Source organism: Fibrobacter sp., from assembly GCF_045131395.1.
Classification (GTDB): domain Bacteria; phylum Fibrobacterota; class Fibrobacteria; order Fibrobacterales; family Fibrobacteraceae; genus Fibrobacter.
Genome location: NZ_JBGUQY010000024.1, coordinates 59,675 through 78,380, shown reverse-complemented (window position 1 = coordinate 78,380; position 18,706 = coordinate 59,675). Strand labels below are relative to the sequence as shown.

Annotated in this window: 13 protein-coding genes; 9 read left to right on the top strand and 4 right to left on the bottom strand. The window is 51.0% G+C overall.

Going from position 1 to position 18,706, the window contains the following annotated elements; all coding sequences use genetic code 11:
• Position 1 precedes the first annotated feature (1 nt).
• Positions 2 to 478 carry a preQ(1) synthase gene (queF, locus tag ACJMNB_RS06960; protein WP_405340516.1) on the bottom strand — a complete coding sequence of 159 codons (477 nt, stop codon included), beginning with the start codon at positions 476 to 478 and terminating at the stop codon, positions 2 to 4.
• A gap of 337 nt (positions 479 to 815) precedes the next feature.
• Between queF and ACJMNB_RS06955 the strand changes: the two genes are divergently transcribed.
• From ACJMNB_RS06955 to ACJMNB_RS06935, 5 genes are all read left to right on the top strand, one after another.
• Positions 816 to 3,218: a Tex family protein gene (locus tag ACJMNB_RS06955; protein ID WP_405340513.1), complete on the top strand. Its 2,403-nt coding sequence runs from the start codon at positions 816 to 818 to the stop codon at positions 3,216 to 3,218.
• Between the two features lie 413 nt (positions 3,219 to 3,631).
• Entirely contained in the window at positions 3,632 to 3,826 is a 195-nt protein-coding gene (locus tag ACJMNB_RS06950; protein WP_405340510.1) for a hypothetical protein, read from the top strand.
• A gap of 125 nt (positions 3,827 to 3,951) precedes the next feature.
• Positions 3,952 to 4,416 carry a GNAT family N-acetyltransferase gene (locus ACJMNB_RS06945; protein ID WP_405340507.1) on the top strand — a complete coding sequence of 155 codons (465 nt, stop codon included), beginning with the start codon at positions 3,952 to 3,954 and terminating at the stop codon, positions 4,414 to 4,416.
• Positions 4,417 to 4,583: 167 nt separating this feature from the next.
• Positions 4,584 to 5,426: a TIGR02147 family protein gene (locus ACJMNB_RS06940; RefSeq protein ID WP_405340504.1), complete on the top strand. Its 843-nt coding sequence runs from the start codon at positions 4,584 to 4,586 to the stop codon at positions 5,424 to 5,426.
• Entirely contained in the window at positions 5,426 to 6,862 is a 1,437-nt protein-coding gene (locus ACJMNB_RS06935) for a LamG domain-containing protein (protein WP_405340501.1), read from the top strand. The genes ACJMNB_RS06940 and ACJMNB_RS06935 overlap by 1 nt, the downstream gene beginning before the upstream one ends.
• Before the next feature lie 67 nt (positions 6,863 to 6,929).
• Here ACJMNB_RS06935 and ACJMNB_RS06930 read toward each other — a convergent pair whose 3' ends face one another.
• Positions 6,930 to 7,127 carry a ferredoxin gene (locus ACJMNB_RS06930; protein WP_173352825.1) on the bottom strand — a complete coding sequence of 66 codons (198 nt, stop codon included), beginning with the start codon at positions 7,125 to 7,127 and terminating at the stop codon, positions 6,930 to 6,932.
• Between the two features lie 301 nt (positions 7,128 to 7,428).
• Here ACJMNB_RS06930 and argB point away from each other — a divergent pair, with 301 nt between their 5' ends.
• The 3 genes from argB (at position 7,429) to ACJMNB_RS06915 (ending at position 10,965) form a co-directional block, all read left to right on the top strand.
• Positions 7,429 to 8,205, top strand: a complete 777-nt coding sequence (gene argB / locus ACJMNB_RS06925) for an acetylglutamate kinase (protein ID WP_405340497.1) — start codon at positions 7,429 to 7,431, stop codon at positions 8,203 to 8,205.
• Positions 8,186 to 9,391 carry an aspartate aminotransferase family protein gene (locus ACJMNB_RS06920; RefSeq protein WP_405340494.1) on the top strand — a complete coding sequence of 402 codons (1,206 nt, stop codon included), beginning with the start codon at positions 8,186 to 8,188 and terminating at the stop codon, positions 9,389 to 9,391. The genes argB and ACJMNB_RS06920 overlap by 20 nt, the downstream gene beginning before the upstream one ends.
• Positions 9,392 to 9,534: 143 nt before the next feature.
• Positions 9,535 to 10,965, top strand: coding sequence for a fibro-slime domain-containing protein (locus ACJMNB_RS06915; protein WP_405340491.1), 1,431 nt, complete (start codon positions 9,535 to 9,537; stop codon positions 10,963 to 10,965).
• An 18-nt stretch (positions 10,966 to 10,983) separates the two neighbouring features.
• On the opposite strand, the gene ACJMNB_RS06910 is transcribed toward ACJMNB_RS06915, so the two are convergent.
• Positions 10,984 to 12,369 carry an MATE family efflux transporter gene (locus ACJMNB_RS06910; RefSeq protein WP_405340488.1) on the bottom strand — a complete coding sequence of 462 codons (1,386 nt, stop codon included), beginning with the start codon at positions 12,367 to 12,369 and terminating at the stop codon, positions 10,984 to 10,986.
• A gap of 72 nt (positions 12,370 to 12,441) precedes the next feature.
• Complete coding sequence (locus ACJMNB_RS06905) at positions 12,442 to 13,311, bottom strand: diguanylate cyclase (protein WP_405340485.1); 870 nt, start codon at positions 13,309 to 13,311, stop codon at positions 12,442 to 12,444.
• Positions 13,312 to 13,673: 362 nt separating this feature from the next.
• Here ACJMNB_RS06905 and ACJMNB_RS06900 point away from each other — a divergent pair, with 362 nt between their 5' ends.
• Positions 13,674 to 18,491, top strand: a complete 4,818-nt coding sequence (locus ACJMNB_RS06900; protein ID WP_405340482.1) for a fibro-slime domain-containing protein — start codon at positions 13,674 to 13,676, stop codon at positions 18,489 to 18,491.
• The last annotated feature ends 215 nt before the right edge of the window (positions 18,492 to 18,706 follow it).

Genomic DNA, 18,706 nt, shown 5'->3' with positions numbered 1-18,706 from the left:
CTTACTTTCTCCTATCGATGGCGGTGAACAGGCGGGTCTTGGCGAGGGCTTCGAATTCGGTACCCGGCTTGCCGTAGTTGGCGAAGGGGTACAGCGAAATGCCGCCGCGGGGCATAAAGAGACCTTCGACTTCCAGGTACTTGGGCTCCAGCAGCTTGACCAGGTCCTTCATGATGATGTTCACGCAGTCTTCGTGAAAGTCGCCGTGGTTACGGAACGAGAACATGTAAAGCTTGAGGGACTTGGATTCCACTAGGTACTGGTCAGGAATGTAGTTGATTTTGATTTCGGCGAAGTCCGGCTGGCCGGTTTTGGGGCACAGGCTTGTGAATTCCGGGCAGTTGAAGGTGACCATGTAGTCGTTACCCGGATGCTTATTCGGGAACTTTTCCAGTACTTCGGGACTGTAGGTGGTCTTGTATTGGGTTTTCGTATTGCCCAGCAGGGTTACGCCTTCGAGTTCAGCTTCTGAACGCATAAAGTCTCCTAGTTTTGGTTTATAGGCTTCGCCTAAAGTCAGGATGGGTTTCGAACTGACCGGCGCAAAGATAGAAAAATGTGGAACCCAGTTCAAGACTGTAAATGCTAAGTCGTTGACAGCCTATGAGTTAGCCTTGTTTTGGACGGCTGTTTTGGCTGTGCCCGCCACGACACGCTCCTCTTTTGACAATAAAATGTCACTTTTTTGACACTTTAATTATCTATATTCCCCTTACCTCGGGAAAATTCCCGGGGTACCTCGCACTGCGGTGCTGGGTTGGACTTAGGGCTTTAAGACCCTCAAACCGAAATACATATAACGGAAATTACATATTATGGATTTTTCTGCAATTATTGCCGAAGAGCTTAACCTTGAAGTATGGCGCGTTGCCAAGGCGCTGGAACTGATGGACCAGGGTGGTACCATCCCCTTTATCGCCCGTTACCGTAAAGACCAGACGGGTACATTGAACGAAATTGAACTGCGCGACATCAGTCACCGTCGCGACTACCTGCAAGAACTGGTAGACCGTAAAGAAACGATTCTCAAGAGCATCGAAGAACAGGGCAAGCTTACCCCCGAACTCAAGGCTCAGATTGAAGCCTGTAAGGACAAGACCCTCCTCGAAGATATTTATGCCCCCTACAAGCCGAAGAAGCGCACTCGCGCTACGGCTGCAAAGGAACTGGGCTTGGAACCGCTCGCTCGTCTCATGTGGGCTCAGGAAGAAACCGGCAACACTGCCGAACAGATTGCCCTGATTTACCTGTCCGAAGAAAAGGGCCTTGCCGACCCGAAGGCCGCCCTGAAGGGTGCCGCCGATATTTTGGCCGAAGAAGTGGCCGACAACGCCGAATTCCGTCAGTACCTGCGTAACAAGATGGAAAAGACCGGCGTCATGATTTCTAAGGTCAAGAAGGATTTCGAAAAGGAAGAAACCAAGTTCAAGGATTACTACGATTACAGCGAACAGGTGTCCAAGATTCCGAGCCACCGTATGCTCGCTCTTCGTCGCGGCGAAAAGGAAAAGGTTCTCCGCCTCTCTATCGAAGTGCCGAACGAAGAAATGATCGGTTACCTCAAGGCCCAGATTATCAAGGGCAACACCACTTGGACGCCTTACTTGGAAGCCATGTGCCAGGATGCCTGGGAACGTTTGCTCCAGCCCAGCATGGAAAGCGAAGTGCGCTTGCTCCTGAAGGATGCCGCCGAAGAAGAAGCTTTCAAGGTGTTCAGCAAGAACCTTCAGGACGTTTTGCTGGCCGCTCCGGCTGGCCACAAGGCTGTGCTCGCCCTCGACCCGGGTTTCCGTACCGGTTGTAAGGTGGCCGTGCTTGACGAAAACGGCAAGTTCCTGGATCACGGCATTATCAAGCCGCACGAACCGTGGAACGACAAGGCCGGTGCCGCTGTGTATCTGATGGGCCTGATTGACAAGTATAAGATTGACTTGATTGCTATCGGTAACGGTACCGCTAGCCGCGAAACGGACGCTTTCTGCGCCGAAATGTCTGCCAAGTTCAAGGGCAAGGTTCCGCCCCGCGTGATCGTGAGCGAAGCCGGTGCATCTGTGTATAGCGCAAGCATGATCGCTATCCAGGAATTCCCGAAGGAAGACGTGACCACTCGTGGCGCCATCTCCATTGGCCGCCGCTTGCAGGACCCGCTGGCAGAACTGGTGAAGGTGGATCCGCAGTCCATTGGCGTGGGCCAGTACCAGCACGACGTGAACCAGCGCGAACTCAAGAAGCGCTTGGACGAAGTGGTGGAAAGCTGCGTGAACATGGTGGGTGTGGACGTGAACAGCGCCTCTGCTCCGCTTCTTTCTCATGTGGCAGGCCTCAGCAATACGCTTTCTGAAGCGATTGTGAAGTACCGCGAAGAAAACGGTGCTTATGCAAGCCGCGAAGCTTTGAAGAACGTGAAGGGCTTTGGCCCGAAGGCCTTTGAACAGGCTGCCGGCTTTATGCGCATTCCGGGTGCCGAAAACCCGCTGGATGATTCTGCCGTTCACCCCGAAAACTACGCCCTGGTCGAAAAGATGGCCGAAAAGGCCGGCGTGTCTGTGAAGGATATGGTGGGTAACGCTGAAGCCGTGAAGGCGATCAACCTCGAAGAATTCCTTTCTGACGAAGTGGGTAAGGCTACTTTGGACGATATCATGAAGGAACTTCAGAAGCCGAGCCGCGACCCGCGTAAGGAATTCCGCTACGCCAAATTCGATGACAAGATCCGCACGATTCAGGACCTGATTACGGGTAGCTGGATGGAAGGCGTGGTGACGAACGTGGCTAACTTCGGTGCCTTCGTGGACATCGGTGTTCACCAGGACGGTCTTGTTCACGTGTCTGAAATCAGCGACAAGTTCGTGGAAGACGCAAAGACTGTCTTGACCGTGGGCGATATCGTGAAGGTGCGCGTGGTGGCCGTAGATGTTGGCCAGAAGCGCATTAGCCTTTCCATGAAGCAGGAATCTACCGACGGCGTTGCAGGTGCAGGCGCTAATGGCCCTCGTGGCCAGCGTGCAGGCGGTAACCGCGGCGGATTCGGTGGCCACGGCCGCGACAACGGTCGCGGTAATGCCCGCCCCCAGGGCGGCATCCAGGGCCATGCAACCCTCGCAGACCTCAAGGCAAAAATCGCCGGCAAGGACCGCCCGGGTGCAGCACCCAAGAAAGCCGCTAACATGCCCGGCAAAATGAGCGCCCTGCTTAAAAATATGAAAAAAGGATTCTAGCCGAGCGTCGCAGGAACAAGTGTTTGCGAGGTGAAGGAATGGAGGAAAACTTGTTTTTCGACATTTCAGAACCGTAGCAAACAGATGCTGAAAGCATCAAAGTAACTTGTTCCTATGACCGAGGCGGACCGTTTGCACTCCTTCGGAGTGCAACAAAGGCTTTGAGAAAAGGCGAGTGCGTTTGCACTCGCCTTTCTTTTATTGCAGCCCTCCCCATCGTCTTAAATGTGGTTAAATTGTGGATAGCTGCAACCAATGTTTGACATGGAAAAAATATCTGTTGATAGTTGCAAACAACTGTTTGCCAATATTGATATTTTTGCGATTTAGCGGATTACGTTTTTTATATTCTACGGCCGAAGAAAAATGATTCTTGCAGCGGGTCTGCAAAAAATGTATATTAGGAGTTGAATATGGCCTTACCAATTAGCAATATTCCGATTTTGACTGGCGCTGCTGCGGAGTCTTTCGTTAGGAATGCGAAGATTGCGGAACGGAATCGCGGATCTATTGACTTTTCCAGGCAGATTGCCGAGTGGAAAGGTTTTGATTTGCGCAATGCCGAACGAATCGCTAAGTTGAAGGCCGATGGGAAATGGCCTTTCTAGAATCTAGTTGCCTTCGTACGGCCCTTACGCCGTCAATTCTTGCTTTCTGTAACGATTTTTCGTGTGGAAATATTGACCTTGATTCTTTTTTCGTAAAAGATGCTGTTGAGTATAGTCGACAGTTGATGGGTAAGACATACGTTTTTGTAGATGCAAAATCGCTAAAGAACATCGTTTGCGCTTTTACGGTTTCTAATGCAAGTATCTTTACGAATTATTTGCCTAATGCAAGAAAAAAGTCTATTGGTAAAGGCCTCCCTTGGGAAAAGAGAAGCCTGATTTATCCCGCTGTGTTGATTGGTCGTTTGGGAGTGAACTCTGCATACAAAAAGCGCCATATAGGAAGCGAACTTCTTGACTATATTAAGCAGTGGTTTGTTGATCCCGATAATAAGACTGGATGTCGTTATTTGGTGGTAGATGCGTATAATCAGCCCGTACCACTTTCTTTTTATGAAAGGAATGGCTTCAAATATATGTTTTCTTCTGAGCAGCAAGAGTGTGAATATCGCAATATAGGCACCACGACAAAATTGCATATTCGTATGATGTATTTTGACCTAATGTCACTTTCGGAAGAAATATCGTAATTTTCATTATTTATACATTGTGTAAACTTTTCTTACCGTCAACTTTGTGGTACGATTGCTCCCATTTGTGTGATTGTTGTCAAGAATAGCCCTAAAAAGGCCGCTAGGGTGTGTAAAAATTTCTGACGGCTATTGCTTAGTGTGTAAAAATTATTTATTTTAAGGCTATGTGTATTGCGCTAGAACATCTGTTTGATTACGACGACTTCCGCAAGTTCCTGCAAGACTACTTCGAGGAACAGAAGAAGATGCGAGCCGTGTTCTCGCACCGATTCTTCGCGGCAAAGGCGGGCTTCAGCAGTTCTTCTTACTGTCTGAACGTAATCCGCGGGCGCTTTAACCTTACGCCAAAGTCAATCGATAAAATCGCCAAGGCGATGGATTTCGAACCGTTGCAGAAGGCGTATTTCGAGGCTCTGGTGCAGTACAACCAGGCCCAGCAGGTGAACGAACGCGAAAATGCCTGGGAACAGATTGTCCAGATTCGCAAGCAGATTGAATTTACACACGTGACCTCCCGCGAACAGGCCTACTTTAGCAAGTGGTATTACCCGGTGGTCCGCGAAATGGCGGTAAACTCCGACTGGCACGACGACTACATGGTGCTGGCCCGCATGCTTAATCCGCAAATCACTACCGAAGAAGCCCGCGACGCAGTCAAGAAGCTTCTGGAATGGAACTTGATCAAGAAGGTGGGCGACCATTACGAAGAAACTTCGCAAATGCTGGATGCCGCCGAAATTCCGCCGATCGCGTTGCGCCAGATCCGTCGCGAATATATTCAGCATGCCATCGGCGCCGTGGAATCCATGCCCAAGAACGAACGTTTTGCGGCGTTCACCACCTTGGCCATGAGCGAAAGTTCTTATAATTACGCTGTAGAAGTTTTGGAAGACGCCCGCAAAAAGATTATTGCGAAGGCGGCGAATGATCCCAATGTGGAGCGCGTTTACGAGATGATGCTTGTGGCGTTCCCCATGAGTAAGAAGATTGAAAAGGAGGCAAAATAATGGATACTTTGTTCAAATATGCCTCTGGTGTGGCTTTAGCTCTTTTTGCGGCAGGTTTGACTTCTTGTTCCAGGAGTGATGAAACTGCCGGTGGCGTGACCGATATCGGAAATTCCGTTGCAAGCGGTATCGTGGTGACTGAGGCGAACCAGCCTGTGGCCCGTGCCCGCGTGGTTGCCTATTACGACAACTGGGACAAGACCGCTATCGAAGATTCCGTTGAAGTTGTCGCCGATGACAATGGAAAGTTTGAATTGAAATTCGACAGTACCCGTTCTGTGGTGCTGTATGCCGAAACCGGTTCTGAATCTGGCCTTTCCCGCATCCAGAATACGGGCGATGCCCTGGTCATGGTGGGCCACCCCCGCAGGCTTGAAAGTAGCGTTGCCGCTGCCAAGTCCGGCTATATGCGCATCGTGGGTAGCAATGCCGTGGCATCTGTGGGCTCTGACGGTTCCTTTGCCTTTGACGCCATGCCCGTGGGTGACATTTCGCTGGTGTATGTTGCAAGCGAACAGCCCCAGGCGAGGTTCAACTTCATGACGGCTATCGTGGGCGACACGCTCAAGATCCCGTCTCTTGAAAACAAGAATAAGGGCTGGCTCACGGTTTCGGATTATCACTATTATAGTGGTGCCGCTTACGGTGGCATTATGGTGAACGTACCCGAAAGTGTGGTTGTTCCGAAGAACGATACTCCGCAAGATACGGTTGAACCGCAGCCGTCTGTACCTGATACCACCACGAAGGATACCTCTGTTACCGATACCACGGAAGAACTGGCTGTTTCCTTGGAACTCCACATGGACGGCAAGGATGAGCAAATTGAAATCCGCGACAATGACGGCTCGGTTGCCGATACCGTGACCTACGTGGAAGGTGTGTCGGGCAAGGGTATTTTGCTTAAGGTGGGCCAGTATATCGAAGTTGGCGACATTGACCCCTGTGTCGGCGACTTTACGATGTCGGCATGGACTAAATGGGGCGGTTATCGTGGCGATGGCGTTTACCAGATTCTGTTCGCGGAACGCTCGGACTGGATGTCCGGTGATTCTAAGTTCCAGCTGCAGTACGAAATTATGCAGAGCGCTCTTACGGCCGTTGGTGATGGCGCAGACTGGAACGGCCATGGATACGCATGGCTTGCCAAGGGTAATGTGGAACGCGGTGGCAAGTTGCCTATGAATGAATGGGCGCACTTGGCGCTCGTCTACGAAAACGAAAAGTTGTACCTCTACATCAACGGAGAGCTTGCAAGTGAAAAGGCTGGCGTCCCGTTCAAGCCGAAGAAAACCGTGATGCCGATGCCGTTCCGCATTGGTGGTACCGAAATTGCCGCTGACACTTGGAATGGCCCCATTGACGAAGTCAAGATTGAATCGGTTGCTCACTCCGCTGAATGGGTCAAGGCCGAATACGAAAAATACGCTAAGTAGTTCGGATTAAAAAGAAAGGGCCCCGTCGATGACGGGGCTTTAAAAGTTTTGGGTAGAGTACTAAAAACTACTCATACTTAATCACGCCGGCCGGGCAGCTGTCAGCAGCGTCCTTGATTTCGCTTTCATAAGCAGAGAAATCAACGCCTTCCTTGACCTTCATCTTTTCGGGAACTTCGAACACTGCGTCGCAAGTAGCTTCGCAAGCGCCGCAGGAGACGCATTCGTCACTGGATTCGTCCAGCCAAACTTTCGTGATTGCCATAAATTACCTCTTTGTATTTGGTTGAGTTATGCTAGACAATATAATAAAATCTTGTTCTGGACAGATGGAAAAATAAGAAATAAATGAAAAATCTGAACAGAAGATGATGAATAAAGCGTCGGCCAACGGTGGGGAGGGTGCAGGGAGGGGGCCGTGCGGCCTTCGCAACTCTGAGCTGGGGCCCCTCCCGCATGTTTATTAATCTTTTAATTTGAATACAGGTATTTGGGTAGAGATGTATTTTTTCTAAATTTACCGCAAAAAGTTCATTTTTCACCTTCCGATAGGAATTCATCGAAACATGAAAAAAGTTGTTGTAAAAATTGGTGGCAGCCTGGCAATCGACGAAGCCAAGCTGGCTGATTTTGTGTCGGCGGTCTCTACCCTCCCCGGTAGTGGCTGTCAGGTGGCCGTGGTTCACGGTGGTGGCAAGGACATCAACGAAAATATTGCCTTGCTCAAGGAACAACCGACATTTATCGACGGCTTGCGAGTGACGACTCCCGGCATCATGAAAATGGTGGAAATGACTCTTTCGGGTCACGTGAACAAGAAGCTTGTCCGCATGCTCCTCACCAACGGCTGCAATGCCATCGGTATTTCCGGTGTAGACGGCAACCTGTTCCAGGTGGTCAAGAAGCAGGGCAAGGTGGACCTTGGCCTGGTTGGCGAAATCAAGCAGGTGAACCCGAAGATTATCGAAGATTTGTTCAACGCCGGTTGGACCCCGGTGGTAAGCCCCATCTCTATCGGTGACGGTCAGAGCTGGAACGTGAACGCAGACACGGCTGCCTCTGAACTGGCAGTGGCGCTCGAAGCCGACCAGTTCGTGCTGGTGAGCGATGTGCCCGGCGTCATGGACGAAAACAAGAATGTGATTCCCGAACTGAGCGAAGCGGACGCCGAAAAGCTGATCGAAGCTGGCGTCATCTCCGGCGGTATGATTCCCAAAGTCCGCGAGAGTTTCAAGTCGATCCGACGAGGACTCAAGAGCATCCACATCGTGGGTTGGAAGGACGCGGAACACTTTGGTAAACAAATTAATGGAGATTTAAACTATGGCACAATCTTGCGCTAACCTGCTTGAACAGGACAAACAAATTATCGCGCCGCTCTACGGCAAGGCTGACATCAACTTCGTGAGGGGCGAAGGCTCTTACCTCTACGACGATCAGGGCAACAAGTACCTGGACTTCGTGGCAGGCATCGCCGTGAACGCGCTCGGTCACCAGAACCAGGCAATCAAGGATGCTGTGGTGGAACAGATGAACCACTTCAACCATATCAGCAACCTCTACCCGAACTACCCGCAGATCGAACTCGGCAAGGCCCTCTTGGAAATCACCAAGTTCGATAAGGCGTTCTTCTGCAACTCGGGTACCGAAGCTAACGAAGGCTGCATCAAGTTTGCACGTAAGTACTTCGACCGGAAGGGCGAAAAGAATAGGCAGAAGATTATCACCTTCGTGAACAGCTTCCATGGCCGTACCTACGCCGCCCTTTCTGCAACGGGTCAGCCGGCCATTAGGGAAGGCTTTGGCTCTATGCCGGGTGACTTTGTGCACGTGACTTGGAATGACTGCGCTGCTTTGAAGGCTGAAGTCAACAAGGACACTTGCGCTATCATGCTCGAAAGCCTCGCTGCCGAAGGTGGCGTGATGACGCTTTCGAAGGAAATGGTCGAGACCATCAACAGCCTGCAGAAGGAATTCGGTTGCCTCGTCATCGTCGACGAAGTGCAGGCAGGTGTTGGCCGTCTCGGAACCTTCTGTGGTTTTGAAAAGTTCGGCCTGAATCCGGACCTCGTTTCTCTCGCCAAGGGAATCGGTGGCGGTCTCCCGCTGGGTGCAGTGCTCCTGCGCCAGAAGATTGCTGACCAGCTCAAGGCCGGCGACCACGGTACTACTTTCGGCGGTAACCCGATTGCTTGTGCTGCAGGCCTCGCTGTAGTGAAGCAGATTCCGGGCCTTCTCAAGAATGTGGAAGAACGTTCCGCTCAGATTAAGGCTGGCCTCAAGGCTCTCGTCGAGAAGTACGCTTTCGCCAAGGAAATCCGCGGCGAAGGCCTGATTCTCGGTGTGGCTCTCGCCGAAGAAATGCCGGTGGGTAACATCATCAACGCCGCCCGCGACGAAAAGCTCATGGTGCTCAGCGCCAAGGGTAACGTGCTGCGTATGCTCCCGCCGCTGAACGTCAGCGAAGCCGAAGTCGTCGAAGCCCTCGAAAAGCTGGGCAAGGCTTTTGCCGCCGCTGCCGCGAAGTAATTCGGCAATTGCGAATAAAGTATTGCAAGAATCTCCGCCTGTTGGCGGGGATTTTTTTGTATAAATTGCATGGCCTTGCTTGCGAAGGTTCCTCTATTCTTATATATTTGGCTTGTATACAAATGGAATCTTTGGGAGGGTTCATGAAAAAGAATCTGTGGTTTTGGGCATGTGCTGCTTTCGCAGCTTCACAAATGGTGTGGGCTGCTGGTGTCGAAGAGGACGACTATTACGTACTCCCCGTGACAATTTACGATACCGATGCTAGCTTGCATCCGGCTTTCTCATGTTATGCAATGATGGCTGAAGGTTGCCAAAAGGGTGCACAAGGTGTCGATTCCGCGGTGGCGGTAGCGGCCGTTGAGGCTTGCGTCGGTGTTACCCCGGGTATCGTCGAATCTACGCTGGATGCGACAACGAAAAAGCCCAAGTTGACGACTGCTGGCAAGAAGTGCTTTATTGAAGAAAAGTTCTTTAATCAGCTGTTTAACTATACGCAGGGCGTGAACGAAAAAAGTCATTTTGACATGCCCTTCTCCCGTATGGCAAATGGCTGGTGGAACTTCAACTCCGATACCTTTATAAACAAGGGAACGTCTGTTATAGGTGGGTTCTTCCCCGTAGAAGTCGTGACTGATGATGATATTTCGGCTGCGGGCCAGAATCCGGTGGCGGCTGCCCGAACAAAACGCGAGGCTGAAGGACCTACGTTTTTGGGTGAGGCGCTTAGGGCTCTTGATCCTGCCGAAGGTGTTCCTGTAATTAATGTGTTCTGCAATGGCCCCGCTTGGGACAAGGGTTTTGGTTGTGAAGGCAATTTTGGCGATGGCGATGTTACGACTACGTTTATCCAGAAGGCCCTTGGTCTTGATACCGGGTTTATTGCAAGCGAAACGCCTGAAAATTGTGTTTTTGGATGGACTTGTCGTGAGTATGCTCCTGAAGGTTGGCCGTACTATGAGAGTGGAACGGAAACCCCCTATAATGATTCCATAGCGGGCGAACCTCGTTGGTACTCGTATCCAAGAAATGGAACCGGTGGCCGCAACCATCATTTCTGCTATGAATTACATTCCAATTTTGTTTACCAGAAAGGTCAGCGTTTTGGTGTCCGCGGTGGCGACGACATCTGGGTCTACATCGATAATAAGCTTGCCGTTGATATCGGTGGTACCCATATAGATGCTCCCGGTTACGTGGACTTGGATGCGTTTAAGGGCAACAGTGGAAAGCTTGAAGCGGGCAAACAGTATGACTTTGACCTATTCGCTTGCGACCGCCGTACGACCATGAGCAATATCGAAATCATGACGAATATTGCCTTAGGCCGTGCAGATGGCTCCCATGGAATTGCCGCCTCTCGTAAGGCTCATCAGACTTTTGCTGTGAGTAGCCAATCTTCTAGCTTGATGATTTCCGGTGCAGGGGCTGCTAGGTATGCGGTCATGGATTTGCAGGGCCGCATCGTGCGTCAAGGTGCTTGCGTCGGTGCAGAAACAATCGTGCCGAATCTTTTGCCCGGCTCCTACATCGTGAAGGTCGGTCACGAAACCCGTCGCGTGACCGTCCACTAAAAACGTCATTGTTTGAATTTACTTCAGCTTCTTGAGCTCATGTGCGAGCATGCACAACCCAATGACCGCCGCGCCGGTATCGGCAATGGGTTGAGCCATGAACACGCCCTTCAGCTCGAAGAAATGCGGTAGAATGAGCAAGAAGGGAATCAACAGAATCACTTGACGGCAGGCGTTCAGGAACATTGCTCTGAACGCCTTTCCTGTACCCTGGAAGAAGTTTCCCGATACCATGCCGAAGGGAATCATGAAGAAGGCTGCCGCGAAAATGCGCATGGCCCAGGCAGAAAGCTTGATGAGCTCGGGATCTTTGGGAGCGAAGGGTGCAACGAAGGTTTCGGCTTGCCACATGAGGATTGCCCAAGTGACGAACATGAAACTGCCCGCATAAATAAAGGTGAACTTCAGGGTTTCTTTAACGCGGCTGTTGAGGCGTGCACCGTAGTTGTAGCCGATGATGGGCTGGGTACCGTGCACAAATCCAAGTAGCGGCAAGATAACGATGCAGACGATGCTGTTGGTAATACCGAAGGCAGAAATGGCCATGTCGCCGCCGGAAAGCACACCTGTCGTCTTGACGCTGATGTTTCCGTAGGTGGTAAGGCTCCAGGCCAAAATGGCGTTCATCAGGCTGTTGCAAATCTGCATCACGGAAGGCGGCAGGCCTAAGATGTAAATCTTGCGGACGTAGGCAGCGCGGAGCTTCATATGGCGCCAACGAATCTTGATGGGTGCCGACTTCTTGATAAAGAACTGGGTGATGAGTGCGGAGGCTACCAGCTGCGAGGCAATGGTGGCCCAGGCGGCGCCTTCGATTCCCCAGTGGAACTTCATAATGAACACGAAGTCGAGAATGATGTTCGTCACCGCACCGATGATTTCGCGGAACATGGCGGTCTTGGGGTGGCCCATGGAGCGGATGAAGTGGTTCATGCCGGGGGCGATTGTCTGGAAAACCGCACCGCACAGAAGAATGCGCATGTAGCTGCTGGCCACGGGCAAGGTCTGCTCGCTGGCGCCGAACAGCTTCAAGAGCGGCACCATGAAAATTTCACCCAGGGTAAAGGTGCCGATGGCCATCAAGATCAAAAGCGAGAAAGAGTTGTTCAGGATAATGCTTGCCTGAATGTACTTCTTCTGACCGAGACGAATGGCGAATAGGGTGTTGCCGCCTACGCCAACCATCATGGACATGGCCATGATGAACAGACAAATGGGGAAGCACAGGGTAATGCCTGCGATGCCGAGGCTGCCGACGCCCTGGCCCACAAAAAAGCGGTCCACCACGTTGTAGAGGGCGTTCACCAGCATGCTGATAATGGCCGGAACCGAGAACTGCAAAACCAGTTTCGGGATGCTTGCGGTTCCAAAAGAATTGAGGCGCTCGGAATTCAAACTTGACATTTCGGCGCCAAATTTAGCTTTTTTATACTTAAAACGTCATTGCGAGCCGAAGGCGAAGCAATCCATTTGGGGCTAAAAAGCCACTTGATTGCGTCCGCCCTCTTTGGCGATGTAGAGCAGACGGTCGCATTCGGCAATCAGTTCTTCGATTTTGCCGATTTTTTCGCCCTGGCGGCTAGCGAGGCCTAAAGAGATGGTCACCGGGATAATGGTGTCCTTCCACGAAAAGCGGTGGCGTTCTACCGCCGAACGCAGACGTTCGGCGCTCTTCTTGGCGTCTTCGGGGCCGATTCCGCCCAACAGCAGCACGAATTCTTCGCCGCCGTAACGGGCCAGCAGGTCAGATTCCCGCTTTTCTTCTTTGAGGATGCGGGCGATTTCTTTAAGCACCATGTCGCCGCACTGGTGACCCCAGGTGTCGTTCACGCGCTTGAAGTGGTCTGCGTCCACCATGATGGCGTGAACGTAATAGTTGTTGCGACGGGCCAGAGCCAGTTCGCCGAGGCTCCGGTCCATAAAGGTGCGGCGGTTGCTGATCTTGGTCAGCGGGTCCATGGTGGCCGCTTCGTAGAGTTCGCGGTCAAAGGCTTCTTCGCTGGCATCCTTGAAGTCAATCTTCAAAACCATCTTGCCGATTTGCAGGCGGTTGTGGTCTTCCAGCTTGCTTTCGCTAATGGGGGAGCCGTCTACAAAAGTGCCGTTGGTGCTGCCCAGGTCCTTGACGGTAACGCCATCGCCATCGAAGGTGATAGCGCAGTGCCTGCGGCTTACCAGTTCGTCGTCCATGCGGATATCGGCGTCTTGGCCGCGACCCAAAACTACCGTGCCCTTTTCAAGCGGAATTTGCTTGAACTGGTTTTGCGGATACAGCACGATCAGGTGGGGCCGCATCTTGGCGATGGGCAACTTGATGGTGTTTCCGCTGGCGATTGTTCGGTCCATGTCTTGCATAAGCACTCCGTGTTATTTAGAAATGTAGTAAAAAGCACAATTTTTTGCTCTTTATGTTAATCGGCCTGGAGCGAGGTGCATGAAACAAAAAGCGACTTTTAGAAAAATTTTGTTTACTAAGCGGCTCTGAATTGGGCAAATTTTTTAAATTAAGCCGTTTTTTTCGTTTGTATACAACCCGAACTTGCCATGTAAATAAAAAAATGTCCTTTTTTTAACAGAAAAGGATATTTTTACGGGTGGATATTGGCGTCCCAAAAAGACCGGTCTTTTTGCTATGCCAATAAAAGGAAGTCATGAAAATGAGAAGAACTGAGAGTCCTTTGAGGATGGTTTCGTTTTGGAAATTCGCTGTGAGCGTTGGTTTGCTCTTTGCTGGTGTGCAAAGTGTTTGTGCTCAGCAGCAGAATCTACCGGTTACCTGTAAAGGTAAAGTCTACTTTAAGGCTCCGGCAGATTGGACTGCGGCCTATATTGGCGGTCAGAATGTCAATATTGTTCAAAAAATGACGTTGAATTCTAAAGGTTTCTATGAATATGATCTGGAAAATCTGCATATAACAGACAATCAGAAGGTCATGTATACCATAGGCAACCAGTCTACTGCAAATGCTTCGCTTAGAATTGTGACTGCTACAGGGTATAATGTTGAGCCTAAGAATGGTACAAACGATACTAGCTGGCCCACCAATGATGCTAGCCTGCGCTGCCCGGGCGAAGATAAGCATGTGTACGTGTTCGAAAACCCCAGCGTTCCGGGTAGAACCCAAACCGGAGATGTTCCGCCGGGAGCCAAGTTCTTGTACATGATGATTCCGCCCGACTACACGGAATGGCTTTCTGCCGACCCCATGATCAGCTGGGATGGCGGTGTTACGGGTGAAAAGCTTGAAGCTGTCGATGGCGAAGACTATTGCGGATGGTTCAGGTATGTTTGGACCGGTGGCACCATTCCGGATAACGTTGTATTCTTCAGTTCTGCCGACGAGGCCCGTACTGATCTTATCGGCCTGAACGGCAACTGGGAAGAACCAGGGAACCCTGCAACTCCGATTCCTTTGGCTATGCTTTTTAACTATGGTTATGATTCCTTGTTCTTTGTGCCCGACCAGGATCAGTTGCTGGCTGATGGTGACGACGGCTGGTATTATACCTTCCCTAGAGGAGTCAAGGGCACTTGTTCCTATGAACTTGCCGCCATTATTTACGATACTGATGCTAGCCTGCATGGTGCCTTTACCTGCGCCACCACGTACTATAAAGATATGCCTGCCGCAGAAGGTTTGTACAACGGTTGCCCCACAAATGCTCCCTTCAGTTACCCGGCCAACCAGCCCACTCCGTGCGTTGGCGTGACCCAGGGAATTGTTGCGGATCTCTTGGACCCCACCACGAAAAAGCCGACCTATAATGCGGCTAGCGGTTGCTTTACCAGTGCGGAAGCTTTCAATACCATGTTCCAGAGCAATCCCACGTACAACGAGACCTATTGCGTGGAAATGCCCTTTACCCGCAGTGCCGATGGCAAGTGGGAATTCGATTCCGACAATTACACCAGCCCCGGTGCCACCGCCAAGGGTGGTTTCTATCCTGGAGAAGTTGCTGTTGATCCGACCAAGATGCTTTCTACCGCAGTCCCTGCAGCCCATAACAAGCGCAAGGCTGAAGGCCCCGTGTTCATGGAATCTTCTCTGAGAAAGATCAATGCTGCCGAGGGTGTTCCCGAAATAGACATTCTTTGTAATGGCCCCGGTTGGAACAAGGGTATCGATTGTAACCGCAATCACCTCTTCGCTGGTGGTGGTGAATGGTCCTCGACGAATCCGCCTAAGGCTGGCCTTGCCGTACAGGGCGATGGCTGGCAGTGGTCTGTCATGGGTGACGGCTGGGCCAATGATGTGGCTCCGGAAGGCTGGACCTTCTACAAGCAAGGAACCGAAACGGCTGTAAATGTTACCAATACTACAAATGGCTATGGTACCGGTAATGCGGCCCGTTGGGCGTCCGGTGGCTGGGTGAAGGATGATGCGGGTAAGGCTGCTGTCCAGGCTTACGATGCCACGGTCTTTACCAACGGCCAGGGCCGTAACCAGCACTTCTGTTTTGAATCCCACGCCAAGTTTACCTATAGAAAGGGGCTTCGCTTCAGCTTCCGTGGCGATGACGACATTTGGATCTATATTGATAACAAGCTGGCCGTGGATATTGGTGGTACCCACTTGGCTGCCCCCGGCTACGTAGACCTGGACTATTTCGTAGGTGCCAGCGGTGGCTTTGAAGTCGGTAGTGAATATGACCTGGATATCTTCTTCTGCGACCGTCGTACTACCATGAGTAACGTGCGTATCAAGACCAACATGTATATCCGTCAGAAGACCGATATTCAATCCGTTGGTAAAAAGAACCCCGCCAACATGAACGAAACCATATACGACATTTGCTACACCAAGTCCGGCGATGGTTCTTGCGCTGCCGCCATGTCTGCGGGTAATTCTGAAAAGTTCTGCGGCCCTCAACTTGTGCAAGCGATGAATGAAGGCAAGATTACCATGTCTTACACGCTTGTAGAAGGTAAGACGAATGGTGAAAATGTAGTTGCCGGTCTTGAACATATCACCACTCCGGGCGTTTATGAGTGCGGTATTGACTTGACCAATTTCGGTGATCCGGTCCTGAACAAGTCTGCACTTTGCATGCGTAAAGGCGGCTATTACACCCTGTTTGTCAATATTGATGACAAGTCAAGGAAGGTGATGAGCTTCCAGACTTCGGGTGAAATGAGTGTGGTTTACAAGAACGGTTCTGCCATGTCTATTGATGCCGAATCCGGTGATGTGACTAAGCTTGGTGATTATACACCGAAGACGATTGCCATGGGTGGCGAGATGGTGCCGGTCTATATTTCCAACGTGGCTCCCAGATCAGGAACCGACAGTCTGGATATCTTCCCGGATGACGCCGTGAACCAGCCCTATGCCCTTGCCTACGACAGACTGATGAAGGTGTACGAAAAGCAGATTGACCCGGCGACGGGTGCCGAAACCTATGTGAAGATTGTCTCGGGTGCCCAGCGCAATATCGGCCCTTCGGGTGTCGATACTGTGTATGTTACGGTCGACATGGAAGACTTGACCGAAGCCATCCAGACCTTTAGCATTGGTGTCGGAAGCAATGCTGACAAGGCTTTGAATATCAGCTTCTACTTGCCGCAGATTACCTTTATCGAAAAGATTCCGGAAGCGGGTGAAACTGCCAAGTCTATCACTGGCCAGCAGCCTGAACCCGATGGTTCCTACGAGGAATTGTGGGTGGGTACGCAATATGAAATGTACCTTGCCATTGTGAAGCCGAATCTGGACAAGACCTATAGCCCCTGCTTGGAAGAATGCAATGGCATTACAATCCACAAGGGTGCTGGCACTTCTCCGAAGATTGACTTTATGCCGGAACAGGTCACGTTTGTCAACGGCTACGCGTCGGTTCAGGTTCGTTCGATGGTCAAGTACCGTTGGGACACAGATCCCTCTATCCATTCTCCGGCTACCATCGTGGCCGAATACAATGACTATGTGCAGGCCGTATACAACCCGGTTTACTTCCGCGATCCTCCGGTGCCGTTCCCGGTGCTTGCTGATGTGTTCGACGCTCACGGCTCTGTGCCGCCTATGGAATACAAGATTCCGTCTCCCTATTTCGACATGAATACGGAATACCTGGACGGTATCGGCGACTCCGTTGCCATTTACTATGACCGTGACATCCATAAGGACTCCTTGCCGACACGACTTTGCCTGTTGTGGGATACTACGGATGCCGAAGCCCATAACCCCTATGCTGAGGGCTTCTCTACCATTCCGAAGGATTCTGCAATCACCTGTAACATGCTTGTGCCGATTGATGCCAGCAACATTGACTGCTCTCATCCTTCTGCTGACGGCTACTGCACCAAGCTGATTACTGTCGGCGGCCTAAAGCTTTCGACTGCCGTTAAAACGACAGGTCTTGGCGAAGTCCGTTCCTACGCAGAATTCGAAGATAAGGGTAAAAAGGTGAAGCAGGGCTTCAAGGGTACTTTGACCGACCGCATGGCTCCCGTGCCGCTGCGTGCCGAAGTCCGTACCATTGTGAAGAACGACGAAATGACAGATTTGGATAGCCTTGTGTTGATTCTCTCCGAACCGGTCAAGTTTGTGACCAGTTCCAATAAGAAGACATCCTTGGACTTCTACCTGAATTCTGCAGTTGAACTGTCCGATGACAGCCGTTACGTGTCTGCCCTGTCCGGAGCTCAAGTGGTGACTTGTGATAATGATCCCTTGCCCACTGTTGTTTCTGAAACAGGCGAGGGCCGTGTCAAGTTCATGTATAGGCGTGGTAAGGTCTCTCCGCACGTGGGCGACTACCTGCGCTTGGGTGGTAACCTGACGGACATCTTCTGGTCCGATACTACTGATTTGTCTCTGTTGGGTGGCGATACCTTGCGTTCTGCCGCTGATGCCGATTACCACTGGAATTCTCCGACGGCATACAACGAAACCCTGCGTCTCCCGTCTATCTGGATTCCTGTGACCGGCGATGCTGAAATCGACGTGACCGAAAACAAGTTCGCTTCGACTGCAAACGCCGACTCTGTCTGGCTGGCTACTAAACAGGCTGTGACGGTGAACGGCTACCGTACCAATATGACCAAGGCTGAAATCTTGGCTCAGGAAGGCGGAAGGCCCGGTCACTTGGTCAAGGCTGACATGTACGCCCTGTTTAACGGTCTTACCGAAACAGAAAAGGCTGAACTCATGCAGAACAACCTGGAAGACGTGTACTTCTACTACGAAGTCCAGTACTTTACTAACTTGGGCGGTTTCGTGACCAGGAAGTCACAGAAGATTTACTGTAACGACAACCTCAACATCCAAAAGAACGGTCAGTCCTTCTTTGGTGGCGAGGGTACCTCTTGTATCGATGCCGGTATGGACCGCAACTACTTCATTGGCTGGAACATGCGTTCCGAAAACGGCCGCATGGCAGGTACTGGCGCCTATATCGTGAAACTCAAATCTTACGTGAAGATGGGTTCCGTCGGCAAGAAGGCCAAGCAAGAAAGTACTTCGATATGGGGTGTTAAGCGCTCGCCGAAGCCCGATAGAAGTTACATGAAGGATTCTTCGAAGTAAATGAGATTTGCCTAGTGTTGAAAAGTAATTTTTACACTAGGCTTTTTTTCATGTGACGGAACTCACTCCGTTCTGTTTTAAAAGATTTCTGTATACAAAATGAACGTTTTTTTCACAAAAAAACGATAAAAAGCGTTTGTTTTTTTCTTCAAAAAAGAATAAATTTGAGGGCGGTCTATGGCATATCAAAAAGGCCGTCTTTTTGATATGCACAG

Excerpts from the sequence above, each read along its gene's own strand:
- queF (WP_405340516.1), bottom strand. The coding sequence starts at position 478 with ATGCGTTCAGAAGCTGAACTCGAAGGCGTAACCCTGCTGGGCAATACG.
- ACJMNB_RS06955 (WP_405340513.1), top strand. The coding sequence starts at position 816 with ATGGATTTTTCTGCAATTATTGCCGAAGAGCTTAACCTTGAAGTATGG.
- ACJMNB_RS06950 (WP_405340510.1), top strand. The coding sequence starts at position 3,632 with ATGGCCTTACCAATTAGCAATATTCCGATTTTGACTGGCGCTGCTGCG.
- ACJMNB_RS06945 (WP_405340507.1), top strand. The coding sequence starts at position 3,952 with ATGGGTAAGACATACGTTTTTGTAGATGCAAAATCGCTAAAGAACATC.
- ACJMNB_RS06940 (WP_405340504.1), top strand. The coding sequence starts at position 4,584 with ATGTGTATTGCGCTAGAACATCTGTTTGATTACGACGACTTCCGCAAG.
- ACJMNB_RS06935 (WP_405340501.1), top strand. The coding sequence starts at position 5,426 with ATGGATACTTTGTTCAAATATGCCTCTGGTGTGGCTTTAGCTCTTTTT.
- ACJMNB_RS06930 (WP_173352825.1), bottom strand. The coding sequence starts at position 7,127 with ATGGCAATCACGAAAGTTTGGCTGGACGAATCCAGTGACGAATGCGTC.
- argB (WP_405340497.1), top strand. The coding sequence starts at position 7,429 with ATGAAAAAAGTTGTTGTAAAAATTGGTGGCAGCCTGGCAATCGACGAA.
- ACJMNB_RS06920 (WP_405340494.1), top strand. The coding sequence starts at position 8,186 with ATGGCACAATCTTGCGCTAACCTGCTTGAACAGGACAAACAAATTATC.
- ACJMNB_RS06915 (WP_405340491.1), top strand. The coding sequence starts at position 9,535 with ATGAAAAAGAATCTGTGGTTTTGGGCATGTGCTGCTTTCGCAGCTTCA.
- ACJMNB_RS06910 (WP_405340488.1), bottom strand. The coding sequence starts at position 12,369 with ATGTCAAGTTTGAATTCCGAGCGCCTCAATTCTTTTGGAACCGCAAGC.
- ACJMNB_RS06905 (WP_405340485.1), bottom strand. The coding sequence starts at position 13,311 with ATGGACCGAACAATCGCCAGCGGAAACACCATCAAGTTGCCCATCGCC.